General features: G+C 56.8%; 9 protein-coding genes. 5 read left to right on the top strand and 4 right to left on the bottom strand.

What is annotated here, in order from left to right; translation table 11 throughout:
• Positions 1-54 precede the first annotated feature (54 nt).
• The 3 genes from arcB to lptF all read right to left on the bottom strand — a co-directional run bounded on the left by arcB (position 55) and on the right by lptF (position 4,708).
• Positions 55-2,388, bottom strand: a complete 2,334-nt coding sequence (gene arcB / locus C3451_RS13565; RefSeq protein WP_032626426.1) for an aerobic respiration two-component sensor histidine kinase ArcB — start codon at positions 2,386-2,388, stop codon at positions 55-57.
• Between the two features lie 137 nt (positions 2,389-2,525).
• Positions 2,526-3,608, bottom strand: a complete 1,083-nt coding sequence (gene lptG, locus C3451_RS13560; RefSeq protein WP_022649534.1) for an LPS export ABC transporter permease LptG — start codon at positions 3,606-3,608, stop codon at positions 2,526-2,528.
• Complete coding sequence (gene lptF, locus C3451_RS13555; protein WP_023307066.1) at positions 3,608-4,708, bottom strand: LPS export ABC transporter permease LptF; 1,101 nt, start codon at positions 4,706-4,708, stop codon at positions 3,608-3,610. Before lptF ends, lptG begins: the two co-directional genes overlap by 1 nt.
• 265 nt (positions 4,709-4,973) lie before the next feature.
• Here lptF and pepA point away from each other — a divergent pair, with 265 nt between their 5' ends.
• The 5 genes from pepA (at position 4,974) to C3451_RS13530 (ending at position 11,632) form a co-directional block, all read left to right on the top strand.
• A complete protein-coding gene (gene pepA, locus C3451_RS13550) occupies positions 4,974-6,485 on the top strand; it encodes a leucyl aminopeptidase (RefSeq protein WP_003861882.1) in 1,512 nt (503 codons plus the stop codon).
• Between the two features lie 118 nt (positions 6,486-6,603).
• Positions 6,604-7,047 carry a DNA polymerase III subunit chi gene (holC, locus tag C3451_RS13545; protein WP_003861884.1) on the top strand — a complete coding sequence of 148 codons (444 nt, stop codon included), beginning with the start codon at positions 6,604-6,606 and terminating at the stop codon, positions 7,045-7,047.
• A complete protein-coding gene (locus tag C3451_RS13540) occupies positions 7,047-9,902 on the top strand; it encodes a valine--tRNA ligase (protein ID WP_023298725.1) in 2,856 nt (951 codons plus the stop codon). Before holC ends, C3451_RS13540 begins: the two co-directional genes overlap by 1 nt.
• Positions 9,903-10,025: 123 nt before the next feature.
• The gene (locus C3451_RS13535; protein ID WP_003861887.1) at positions 10,026-10,529 is read left to right on the top strand and encodes a GNAT family N-acetyltransferase; all 504 of its coding nucleotides are present in this window, start codon (positions 10,026-10,028) and stop codon (positions 10,527-10,529) included.
• Positions 10,530-10,612: 83 nt separating this feature from the next.
• Entirely contained in the window at positions 10,613-11,632 is a 1,020-nt protein-coding gene (locus C3451_RS13530) for an NAD(P)-dependent alcohol dehydrogenase (RefSeq protein WP_022649538.1), read from the top strand.
• 43 nt (positions 11,633-11,675) lie between these two features.
• Here the strand turns inward: C3451_RS13530 and C3451_RS13525 are convergent, their stop codons facing one another.
• Complete coding sequence (locus C3451_RS13525) at positions 11,676-13,316, bottom strand: dihydroxyacetone kinase subunit DhaK (RefSeq protein WP_045622111.1); 1,641 nt, start codon at positions 13,314-13,316, stop codon at positions 11,676-11,678.
• Positions 13,317-13,375 lie beyond the last annotated feature (59 nt).

The raw sequence follows: 13,375 nt of genomic DNA, 5'->3' as shown, positions 1-13,375 counted from the left end.
GCCACGATTTCCCTGGTGTTGGCGCAGTATTCGCGCACCCCGGTATAGCCGGGGTCATTTTTTTCGGGATTCTACCCAGGCTTTCAGCACTGCCACATCGTTTTGCCACTCTTGTTTCATCTCTTCAACCCAATCACCTACGTTATCTTCCCAGGCAGGTAAATCAGGCGACTGAATCTGTTGGCCCAATTGCTGGAGATGGCGTAACCCGACTGAACCAGCTGCGCCTTTGATTTTATGTCCCTCTTCGACGATGCCCTTCTGGTCACGCGCCGTCAGGTTGGATTCGAGCACGTTCAGATAGCCCGGCATCATTTTTTCGAACACGGCCAGGCCATCGGTGATCAGTTTGGGTCCCACCAGATCGATATACTGCTCCAGCATGGCGGTATCCAGTATCGTTTGGGTTTTAGCGCTATCAACAGACGTCATGGTGCTCTCCTCTTCATCACAGGTATCCCAGAACTTCTTGATCATCGCCGTCAGGGCAGGTACTGCCAGCGGCTTGCTGAGCACATCGTCCATACCGGCCTCGAGGTACTCTTTTTTATCTTTCAGCACGTTTGCGGTCAACGCAACCAGCGGCGGCAGCTCGTCAGGAGCATATTTGCGCGTCAGCTCGCGGGAGATATCCAGCCCGGTCATGTCCGGTAGCTGAATATCGAGCAGCACCAGGTCGTACTCGCCCGGCGTGAACATCTCCAGCGCGGCTTTGCCGGTCATCGCGACATCCACGCTGTTACCGAGTTTTTCCAGTACCGACCGGGCGACAATGACGTTCAGCTCAATATCTTCAACCAGCAGGACGTGCAGGGCTGGAAGCGGCATATCGTCGTTCTCAAACGTATCTTCCACTTCTTCAGCAACAGCAGGGGCGTGGACGGTAAGCGTAAAGGTGGAGCCTTTACCCGGCTGGCTGGCAACGGTGATATCCCCACCCATACTTTTCGCCAGACGTTTCGACACCGCCAGGCCAATGCCCGTGCCGGTCGCCGGTTTACCGCCGTGGCTGTCTTTAACCTGATAATACATGGCGAAGATCTTATCCTGCTCATCCTGAGGAATGCCGATACCCGAGTCCTCAACTTCAAAGTGCAGCATGTCCCCCTCATCATAGCGAATGCGCACCGCAACCTGTCCCTTCTGGGTAAACTTCACGGCGTTGCTGATGAGATTCCACAGGATCTGACGCAGACGCGTGCCGTCCGTCACCACTTTATGCGGCAGCGGCAGCGTCGGTTCCATCACGAAGCTCAACCCTTTCTGCTGGGCCTGCAAACCTGACAGGTTCTCCAGGTCTGCGAGGAAGCCGGTAAAATCAACCGGCTGGTTGTCGAGCTGAACTTTACGGCGCTCCATCTTATCCATGTCGATAATATCATTGAAGATATTGCCAAGCGTGACCGCCGAAACGTGGATCGTTTTGAGGTATTTTTCCTGCTCACTGGTCAGGTCGGTATCCAGCAGAATGCGGCTCAGCCCCACAATACCGTTTAGCGGCGTACGAAGCTCATGGCTGATGGTGGAGATGAAGGTTGTTTTATCCCGGCTGGCGCGCTCCAGCGCATCCTGATAGCGCTTACGCTCGGTGATATCACGGCCAAAGCCCATCAGACCATGACGTTTACCCACCCGATCGTAATAAGGCACTTTGCGGATTTCAAAGCAGGCTTTGCGCCCGTCGGGATAATCCAGCCACTGCTCATAGGTCAACGAGACGTTATGGCGGAAGACCTTTTCATCCGTCTCCATCACTTTTGCCGCCGCCTCTTCGGAATAGACATCCTGAGGTTTCAGGTGGATCAGCTGCTTTTCGCTTTTCCCGGTCAACAGTTCCATGGCCCGGTTACAGCCGGAGAACTCTTTATCTTCATTACGGTAGAACACCAGATCCGGCGACGCATCGAGGAACGAGCGCAGGAAAGAGGATTGCTGTTCAAGCTGGATCTGCGTGACCTCACGCTCTTTCATCTCAATTTTCAGCTGCTCCAGCGTGGTCTGACGCTCGGCTTCCGCCTTCTCACGGTCTGAAATTTCCTGATTCAGCTGGGCAATGTTGTCCTTGAGCTGAACGTTGAGTTTAAGATCGCGCTCGCGCATCTCTTCCAGCTTATCCACCAGTTTCGATAAACGCTGTCGGGACTCTTCCAGCTGCTCAACCACCACGGAGAGGAAATAGACCGCCCATGGGGTGATCAGCAGGCCAAAGAAAATAGAGCGGATCACGTCGATGCTCTCGACCTGACCATGCAGAACCATGGTCACGGCCATTTGCACGACGATGGCCAGAACGACCAGCGCCAGCGCCAGCAGCATGGAAAAACGCACCAGCCCGAGCTTCATCATCAGGTCGACGTAGTACTGGGCCAGCATTCGAATTTGCTTCATAGAGGATCCCTTCACGACTTTATCGCTCAATAATACTCAAATTCACGGCGAGGCGTTGAAGGTTGTGAGAAAAAGTGCGGGGTGAAACAGGAGATTAGCCTCGCCCCCGGGCAAGCGGGAGCGAGGAGGAAGGTTTATCAGGAGCGTTTTAGCAGCATCCAGAGGCTGATCAGGAAGAAACTGGCGCTCGGCAACAGCGCGCCGATAATTGGCGGAATGCCATACACCAGCGTCAGCGGACCAAAAATCTGATCGAGGACGTAGAACACGAAACCAAAGCTGATACCGGTTACCACGCGAACCCCCATCGGCACGCTACGTAGCGGTCCAAAGATGAACGACAGCGCCATCAGCATCATCACCGCCACGGACAGCGGCTGGAAGATTTTGCTCCACATGTTGAGCTGGTAACGCCCCGCATCCTGCCCGCTCGATTTCAGATACTTCACGTAGTTATGCAGACCGCTGATGGAGAGCGCATCGGGGTCAAGCGCCACGACGCCGAGCTTGTCCGGCGTCAGGTCGGTTTTCCAGGTACCGCTAACGGTCTGCGAACCGGTGATCTGTTTCGGGTTAGTCAGGTCAGATTCATCAACCTGGGATAACCGCCACAGCTTGTTGTTTGCATCAAATTTAGCAGAGGCGGCATAACGCACTGACTGCAAACGACGATCGTTATTGAAAGCATAGATACTCACGCCACCCAGCTCGTCATCCCCTTTCACGCGTTCGATATAGACGAAGTTCTGGCCATCTTTCGCCCATAATCCCTGCTGCGTGGAGAGCAGAGAACCGCCGTACATCGCCTGAGCACGGTAGTTACGCGCCATCTGTTCACCCTGCGGCGCGACCCATTCGCCGATCGCCATGGTCAGCAGCACCAGCGGGATCGCGGTTTTCATCACCGACAGCGCAACCTGCATACGGGTAAAGCCCGATGCCTGCATCACCACCAGTTCGCTACGCTGAGCCAGCATCCCCAGGCCCAGCAGCGCACCCAGCAGGGCCGCCATCGGGAAGAAGATCTGCACATCTTTTGGTACGCTGAGCAGGGTGTACATCCCGGCGCCCAACGCGTCGTAACTCCCCTGCCCGGCTTTTTTCAGCTGGTCGACAAATTTGATAATGCCCGAGAGCGACACCAGCATGAAAAGGGTCATCATGATGGTGGTAAAAATTGTTTTACCGATATAGCGGTCAAGTACGCCAAACGCCTGCATTAGATGGCTCCTTTACGCGTAAACCGGGCACGAAGACGACGCACAGGCACCGTGTCCCACAAGTTGAGTCCGACTGCCAGCAGCAGATACAAACCATTCACGACCCAGGTCCAGATCATCGGGTCAATTTTACCTTTCCCGCCGTTAGACTTGATTGAGGTTTGCAGCAGGAAGAACACCAGATACAGCAGCATCGCTGGCAGCATCGACAGCACGCGGCCCTGGCGCGGGTTTACCACGCTCAACGGAACCACCATCAGCGCCATCATAAATACGGTGAATACCAGCGTGATACGCCAGTGCAGTTCAGCACGCGCACGATCGGTATCAGTATTCATTAAGGTGCGCATATCCATCTGCTCGGTATCCGTTGGATCGAGCGCGACGGCCTGGTGACCAATAATGGCCTGGTAGTTCTGGAAATCGGTGATACGGAAGTCACGCAGCATAGCCGTGCCTTCGAAACGCGTTCCTTTGTTCAGCGTGACAACCTGAGAGCCGTCTTTACGCTGCGCCAGCTGACCGGAGTCCGCCACTACCACAGAAGGGCGAGCGTTACCTTTCGGGCGCAGTTGAGCAAGAAACACGTCATTGAAGCGGCTGCCATCGACGCTTTCGATAAACAGCACGGAGTTACCGTCGGTCGCCTGCTGGAACTGCCCCTGCGCCAGCGCCGCCAGCCCCGGGTTAGCTTTTGCTTCCGCCAGCACCTCATCCTGATGACGGGACGAGGTCGGCCCCGCCCACATGACGTTAACCGCGGCAACAATGCCCGTAAACAGCGCCAGCACCATGGCTGCCTTTACCAGTACGGCCTTACTGAGGCCGCAGGCATGCATCACGGTGATTTCACTTTCGGTATAGAGCTTACCCAAGGTCATCAGCAGACCAAGGAACAGGCTTAACGGCAGGATAAGCTGCGCCATTTCCGGCACGCCAAGCCCGAGCAGGGAAAGCACCAGATTCGTTGGGATTTCGCCATCAACTGCCGCGCCGAGGATCCTGACCAGCTTCTGACAGAAAAAGATCAGAAGGAGGATAAAGAGGATCGCCAGTTGGCTCTTCAGCGTCTCCCGAACCAGATATCTTATGATTATCACTTTAAATACGCCCGTTAAAACTCGTCTTATGCAGGAATTTAGCTTGTTTCATGGCTTAAACGTCATTTATTCTCTTGAGTCGTCGAAATCATCGCTAAGATTAAAAAACCCGGCGGATTCGCGCTTCATGACATTTATTGACGTGTCGAAACCGTAGTAACGTAAGATTAACACGAAGTCACCACAACGGCGGACATGAGTTACGAAAGGTTTCAATTCTATCCGTAGCCGCCGCCGTTGTCTTTAAGATTCAGGAGCGTAGTGCATGGAGTTCAGTGTAAAAAGCGGTAGCCCGGAGAAACAGCGGAGTGCCTGCATCGTTGTGGGCGTCTTTGAACCACGCCGACTCTCCCCGATCGCCGAGCAACTCGATAAAATCAGCGACGGCTATATCAGCGCCCTGCTGCGCCGTGGCGAACTGGAAGGCAAACCAGGGCAGACCCTGTTGCTGCACCACGTTCCAAACGTCCTGTCCGAGCGTATTCTGCTGATTGGCTGCGGTAAAGAACGTGAGCTTGATGAGCGCCAGTACAAGCAGGTTATTCAGAAAACCATTAATACACTGAATGATACTGGTTCGATGGAAGCCGTCTGCTTCCTCACGGAGCTGCACGTTAAGGGCCGCAACACGTACTGGAAAGTACGCCAGGCCGTCGAAACCGCAAAAGAGAGCCTCTACAGCTTTGATCAGTTGAAGACCACCAAAAGCGAGCCGCGTCGCCCGCTGCGTAAAATGGTCTTTAACGTGCCGACCCGTCGCGAGCTGACCAGCGGCGAGCGCGCCATTCAGCACGGTCTGGCGATTGCTGCCGGTATTAAAGCGGCAAAAGATCTTGGCAATATGCCGCCAAACATCTGTAACGCCGCGTACCTGGCGTCACAGGCGCGCCAGCTGGCTGACGCCTACAGCAAGAACGTCATCACCCGCGTTATCGGCGAACAGCAGATGAAAGAGCTGGGGATGCACTCTTATCTGGCGGTCGGTAACGGCTCCCAGAACGAATCCCTGATGTCGGTCATCGAATACAAAGGCAATCCGTCTGAAGACGCGCGTCCGATCGTGCTCGTTGGCAAAGGGCTGACCTTCGACTCCGGCGGTATCTCCATCAAGCCTTCAGAAGGCATGGATGAGATGAAGTACGACATGTGTGGCGCGGCGGCGGTTTACGGCGTCATGCGCATGGTCGCGGAACTTCAGTTGCCCATCAACGTGATCGGCGTGCTGGCGGGCTGCGAAAACATGCCTGGCGGCCGCGCTTATCGCCCGGGTGATGTGCTGACTACCATGTCCGGCCAGACCGTTGAAGTGCTGAACACCGACGCCGAAGGCCGTCTGGTGCTGTGCGACGTGCTGACCTACGTTGAGCGTTTCGAACCTGAAGCGGTTATCGACGTAGCTACCCTGACCGGCGCCTGCGTGATTGCGCTGGGGCATCACATCACCGGCCTGATGTCGAACCACAATCCGCTGGCGCATGAGCTGATCGGCGCGTCCGAACAGGCTGGCGACCGCGCGTGGCGTCTGCCGCTGGGGGACGAGTTCCAGGAACAGCTGGAGTCTAACTTCGCGGACATGGCGAACATTGGTGGTCGTCCTGGCGGCGCAATTACCGCAGGCTGCTTCCTGGCGCGCTTCACCCGCAAGTACAACTGGGCGCACCTGGACATTGCGGGGACCGCATGGCGCTCCGGTAAAGCCAAAGGCGCGACCGGACGTCCGGTGGCGCTGCTGTCGCAGTTCCTGCTCAATCGCGCGGGTTTTAACGGCGACGAGTGATGAAAAACGCCGGGTAGCGGCTTCGCCTTACCCGGCCTACAACGTCACTCAACCGTAGGCCGGGTAAGCGTAGCGCCACCCGGCTTTGCATTTAAATCCACGACAAGAAACCCCATATATGAAGAATGCAACGTTCTACCTTCTGGACAATGACACCCATCAGGATGGCCTCAGCGCCGTTGAACAACTGGTGTGTGAAATTGCCGCAGAACGTTGGCGCGCAGGTAAACGCGTCCTGATTGCCTGTGAAGATGAGCAGCAGGCGATTCGTCTGGATGAAGCGCTATGGGCGCGCCCGCCGGAGAGTTTTGTTCCGCATAACCTGTCGGGCGAAGGTCCACGCGGCGGGGCACCGGTGGAGATTGCCTGGCCGCAAAAACGCAACAGCAGCGCGCGCGACATTCTCATTAGCCTGCGGACAGACTTTGCAGATTTTGCCACCGCTTTCACAGAAGTGGTAGACTTTGTCCCTTACGAAGAATCTTTGAAACAACTGGCGCGCGAACGCTACAAAGCGTACCGCCTGGCCGGTTTTAACCTGAATACGGCAACCTGGAAATAATGGAAAAGACATATAACCCACGCGATATCGAACAGCCGCTTTACGAGCACTGGGAACAGCAGGGCTATTTCAAGCCTAACGGCGACGAAAGCAAAGAGTCCTTCTGCATCATGATCCCGCCGCCGAACGTCACCGGCAGTTTGCATATGGGGCATGCTTTCCAGCAGACCATCATGGATACCATGATCCGCTACCAGCGTATGCAGGGTAAAAACACCCTGTGGCAGGCGGGGACTGACCACGCGGGTATCGCGACCCAGATGGTGGTGGAGCGTAAAATTGCCGCTGAAGAGGGTAAAACCCGCCACGACTACGGTCGCGACGCGTTTATCGACAAAATCTGGCAGTGGAAAGCGGAATCCGGCGGCACTATTACCCGTCAGATGCGCCGTCTCGGCAACTCCGTGGACTGGGAGCGTGAGCGCTTCACCATGGACGAAGGCCTGTCCAACGCCGTGAAAGAAGTCTTCGTGCGCCTGTACAAAGAAGACCTGATTTACCGTGGCAAACGCCTGGTCAACTGGGACCCGAAACTGCGTACCGCCATCTCTGACCTGGAAGTGGAAAACCGCGAGTCTAAAGGCTCCATGTGGCACATCCGCTATCCGCTGGCCGACGGTGCAAAAACCGCAGACGGTAAAGATTACCTGGTGGTGGCGACCACCCGTCCGGAAACCCTGCTGGGCGATACCGGCGTGGCCGTTAACCCGGAAGATCCGCGCTATAAAGATCTGATCGGCAAATTTGTGGTGCTGCCGCTGGTGAACCGCCGTATTCCGATTGTGGGCGACGAACACGCCGACATGGAAAAAGGCACCGGCTGCGTGAAAATCACCCCGGCGCATGACTTTAACGACTATGAAGTCGGTCGTCGCCATCAACTTCCGATGATCAACATTCTGACCTTCGACGGCGATATCCGCGAAAGCGCAGAAGTGTACGACACCAAAGGCAACGAATCCGACGTTTATTCCAGCGACATCCCGGCTGAGTTCCAGAAGCTGGAGCGCTTTGCCGCGCGTAAAGCCGTCGTAGCCGCCGTGGACGCGCTCGGCCTGCTGGAAGAGATTAAACCTCACGATCTGACCGTGCCGTACGGCGACCGTGGCGGCGTGGTTATCGAGCCAATGCTTACCGACCAGTGGTACGTGCGTGCCGACGTGCTGGCGAAACCGGCTGTGGAAGCGGTTGAGAACGGCAGCATTCAGTTCGTGCCGAAGCAGTACGAAAACATGTACTTCTCCTGGATGCGCGATATTCAGGACTGGTGTATCTCCCGTCAGCTGTGGTGGGGTCACCGTATCCCGGCGTGGTACGACAATGAAGGCAACGTCTACGTTGGCCGCACCGAAGAGGAAGTGCGTCAGGAAAACAACCTGGGCGCTGACGTTGCGCTGCGCCAGGACGAAGACGTGCTGGATACCTGGTTCTCTTCCGCGCTGTGGACCTTCTCGACCCTCGGCTGGCCGGAAAACACCGACGCGCTGCGTCAGTTCCACCCAACCAGCGTGATGGTCTCCGGCTTCGACATCATCTTCTTCTGGATCGCCCGCATGATCATGATGACCATGCACTTCATCAAAGACGAAGATGGCAAGCCGCAGGTTCCGTTCCATACCGTTTACATGACCGGCCTGATCCGCGACGACGAAGGCCAGAAGATGTCCAAATCCAAGGGTAACGTTATCGACCCGCTGGACATGGTTGATGGTATCTCTCTGGAAGAGCTGCTGGAAAAACGTACCGGCAACATGATGCAGCCGCAGCTGGCGGAGAAAATCCGCAAGCGTACCGAGAAGCAGTTCCCGAACGGGATCGAATCTCACGGTACCGACGCCCTGCGCTTCACCCTGGCGGCGCTGGCCTCCACCGGTCGTGACATCAACTGGGATATGAAGCGTCTCGAAGGTTACCGTAACTTCTGTAACAAGCTGTGGAACGCCAGCCGCTTCGTGTTGATGAACACCGAAGATCAGGATTGCGGCTTTAACGGCGGCGAAATGACCCTGTCTCTGGCAGACCGCTGGATCCTGGCGGAATTTAACCAGACGGTGAAATCGTTCCGCGACGCGCTGGACAGCTACCGCTTCGACATCGCGGCAGGCATCCTGTACGAATTCACCTGGAACCAGTTCTGTGACTGGTATCTGGAGCTGGCGAAGCCGGTCATGAACGGCGGCACTGAGGCAGAGCTGCGCGGTACGCGTAATACGCTGATTACCGTCCTGGAAGGTCTGCTGCGCCTTGCGCACCCGATCATTCCGTTCATCACCGAAACCATCTGGCAGCGCGTGAAGGTGATTGCCGGTATTAACGCCGATACCATCATGCTCCAGCCGTTCCCGGCATTCGATGCCGCGAAAGTGGATGAAGCCGCGTCTGCGGATACCGAGTGGCTGAAACAGGCGATCGTTGCGGTACGTAACATCCGCGCGGAAATGAACATCGCTCCGGGTAAACCACTGGAGCTGCTGCTGCGCGGTTGCAGCGAAGCTGCCGTTCGTCGCGTCACCGAGAACAACACCTTCCTGAAAACCATGGCGCGTCTGGAAAGCATCACCGTGCTGCCTGCCGATGATAAAGGTCCGGTTTCCGTGACCAAAATTATCGACGGCGCGGAGCTGTTGATCCCGATGGCGGGCCTGATCGACAAAGACGCTGAGCTGGCTCGTCTGGCGAAAGAAGTGGCGAAAGTCGACGTGGAAATTGGCAAAATCGAAAGCAAACTGGCGAACGAGGGCTTTGTGGCCCGCGCGCCGGAAGCGGTCATCGCCAAAGAGCGTGAGCGTCTGGTTGCCTTCGCCGATGCGAAGACCAAACTGATCGAGCAGCAGGCGGTTATTGCAGCCCTGTAATGCTTTTACCCCTTACGCTTCAGGGCGTAAGGGGTATCCTTCCTGAAAACTCCTCGCTTGCACTCCCCTTTCTGCGGTGCTATTAACAGCAGTTGTGTGTCAATTTTTGTCATGAGTAATGCTATGAGCGTGATTACCCCCGTCGCGACGACAATGCGTCGGATCACTGAGCAGGACAACCCGGCTATCGCCGCCGTTATCCGCACGGTATCGGCCGAATATGGCCTGACCGCCGACAAAGGCTACACCGTGGCCGATCCCAATCTGGACGAACTTTTTCAGCTGTACAGCCAGCCGGGCCATGCCTATTGGGTCATCGAGCAGGACGGCCAGGTCGTGGGCGGCGGCGGCATTGCCCCCCTGCTCTGCAGCGAGCCGGATATCTGTGAACTCCAGAAAATGTATTTCCTGCCAACGATACGCGGACAAGGCCTGGCGAAAAAGCTGGCGCTGGTCGCCCTGGAACATGCACGCTCACAGGGCTTTAAACGTTGCTACCTTGAAACCACCGCTTTCCTTAAAGAGGCCATTGGCCTGTATGAGCATCTGGGCTTTGAGCATATCGATGCCCCACTGGGCTGCACGGGCCACGTGGACTGCGAAGTCAGGATGCTGAAAAGTCTGTAAGTTTTGTTCCTGCCGTCTTCTGTTAAGCGTCTGTAAACTGAATGCTCTACACTCACAGTTCACACCAAAACAGGGGAAACGCGATGTCGAAGATAAAAAGCTACGCCGCACCGCAGGCGGGTGCAGAACTTGAGCTGTACGAGTACGATGCGGGCGAACTAAAAGCGGAAGACGTCGAAGTACAGGTGGATTACTGCGGGATCTGCCATTCAGACCTCTCGATGATCGACAATGAATGGGGCTTTTCCAGCTATCCGCTGGTTGCCGGGCACGAAGTCATTGGCCGCGTCGTGGCGCTCGGCAGCGCCGCGCAGGACAAAGGGCTGAAAGTGGGCCAGCGCGTGGGTATCGGCTGGACGGCACGCAGCTGCGGCCACTGCGACGCCTGTATTAGCGGTAACCAGATCAACTGCCTTGAGGGCGCTACGCCGACCATCCTGAACAAGGGTGGTTTCGCCGATAAACTACGCGCCGACTGGCAATGGGTTATCCCGCTGCCGGACAGCATTGATATTGAATCCGCAGGTCCGCTGCTGTGTGGCGGTATCACCGTATTTAAACCGCTGCTGATGCATCACGTAACTGCCACCAGCCGCGTGGGCGTGATCGGTATTGGCGGGCTGGGGCATATTGCCATCAAACTGCTGCACGCGATGGGCTGTGAAGTGACGGCGTTCAGCTCTAACCCGGCGAAAGAGCAGGAAGTGCTGGCGATGGGTGCGGATAAAGTGGTGAACAGTCGCGATCCCGAGGCGCTCACCGCTCTGGCAGGTCAGTTTGACCTGATCATCAACACCGTCAACGTCGATCTCGACTGGCAGCCGTACTTTGAGGCCCTGGCCTACGGTGGTAACTTCCACACCGTGGGTGCGGTGATGAAGCCGCTGCCGGTTCCGGCGTTTACCCTGATCGGCGGCGATCGCAGCGTATCCGGATCTGCTACCGGCACGCCATATGAGTTACGCAAGCTGATGAAGTTTGCCGGACGCACAAAAGTGGCGCCGACCACCGAACTGTATCCGATGTCAAAAATCAACGAAGCAATCCAGCACGTGCGCGACGGTAAAGCCCGCTACCGCGTAGTGTTGAAAGCGGATTTCTGATGTGAGTTTGCCGGGTGGCGGCTTCGCCTGACCCGGCCTACTTTCACTGCCGCACCAATACGTTAAGTACTTCTGCCACCGCGACCGCTCCCGGATCCATCACCCCATCCAGGTTCTCTTTATTGACATACGACGAGCGTCCCGCGCCGGCTTTCGCCATTTTTGCCGTTGCTTCGGCGCCCTGCTGCGCAGCCTGCGCCGCCGTCCGCAGATCGCTATCCCTTAACGCCTCCAGCGCCGGTTGCAGGGCGTCGATCAGCGTGCGATCCCCAAGATCTGCACCGCCATACTGCTTCATCTGCGCCAGTCCGCTCAACAATGCTTCTGGTAGCGGCTGTCCATCGTGAAGCTTTTGTCCTGCCGCCGTGAAGAAGATCGACATCAGCACCCCGCTCGACCCGCCCATTACCGTAGCCAGCCGCTCCCCCACCAGCAGGAGTAATGTCGGCACGTCGTTAAGGGGCAGGTTGTTCTCCTCAAGTCGCTGCGCAATATCCCGCGCCCCTTGCGCAAAGGTGGAGCCCGTATCGCCATCGCCTACTTTGGCATCCAGCGCGTTGAGGCGGTTTTCCAGCTGGATCAATGTCTTCGTTACCGAAGCGACGGCCTCGCTCACCTGCGGATTGTCCGATGGGGTATATTCCACGCGGTCACGAAGGGCGCTATGGGGGACGGTACGCAGGGGCGCGAACGCGACGGGCTTCTGCCAGCCCAGCGTCTCGACCTCGGCGTGAATAGCCTTCTCGAAGAAATCGTTGAGCTTCAGCAGCGTCAGAGAAAAGCCTTTCATATCCAGCGCACTCACCAGCGGCGCCGGGCCAATCAGATACGCTATGTTCTCTTTCAGCGCCGAATGCGCCAGCTCTTTGGTGAGCAGAGCCATCTCCAGCGCTGACACGCCGCCGAGGTTGTTGATCAGCACCGCAAAGCGCCCGTCCCCCGCCTGCGCGCGTAACGGCGTCACCAGCGTGTCGATAATGGCTTTGCTGTTTTGCGTATCCACGACGGAAGCTCCCGGCTCGCCGTGAATGCCCAAACCCAGCTCGACATGGCCTTGTTTTATGCGCCCCTCTTCATCATCGCTGCCCGGCAGGTTGCACGTTTGCATCGCCACGCCCAGGCTCCAGAGGTTATCGCAGGCCTGTTGCGCTATATCCCGCACGTCGTTTAGCGATTTCCCCTGCTCTGCCGCATATCCCGCAATCTTATGCACCAGCGCCGTTCCCGCGATACCACGCGGCTGCTTGTTATCCGGCAGGGCAATATCATCCGCGACGATAACCATCTCCACCTTCAGGCCGTAGCGTTTGGCTTTTTCCGCCGCCAGGCCAAAGTTAAGCCGGTCGCCGGTGTAGTTTTTCACAATCAGCAGGCAGCCACGATCGCCCGTCACCGCCACAATGGCATTGAGGACCGCATCCACGCTTGGGGAGGCGAACAAATCGCCACACACCGCTGCGGTAAGCATGCCTTTACCGACGAACCCGGCATGTGCCGGTTCATGGCCGGAGCCGCCACCGGAGATCACCGCCACGCGGCTTTTATCCCAGTCGCCGCGTGCCACCACGCGGATGGCCGGATCGATATCCAGTTTGACGAGATTACCGTGCGGCGCGGAGAGAAGTATGCCTTCAATGGCATCGTTGACAAGCTGTTTGCGGTCGTTAAAAAAGAATCTGGACATAGTTTCCCAAAATTTTGTTTACCGTATGCAAAAGCATAGTCCGCACTGGATAATGCGCC

Source organism: Enterobacter sp. 301B, assembly GCF_003850715.1.
GTDB classification, from domain to species: domain Bacteria; phylum Pseudomonadota; class Gammaproteobacteria; order Enterobacterales; family Enterobacteriaceae; genus Enterobacter; species Enterobacter intestinihominis.
This window is presented reverse-complemented; position numbering and strand designations above follow the sequence as displayed.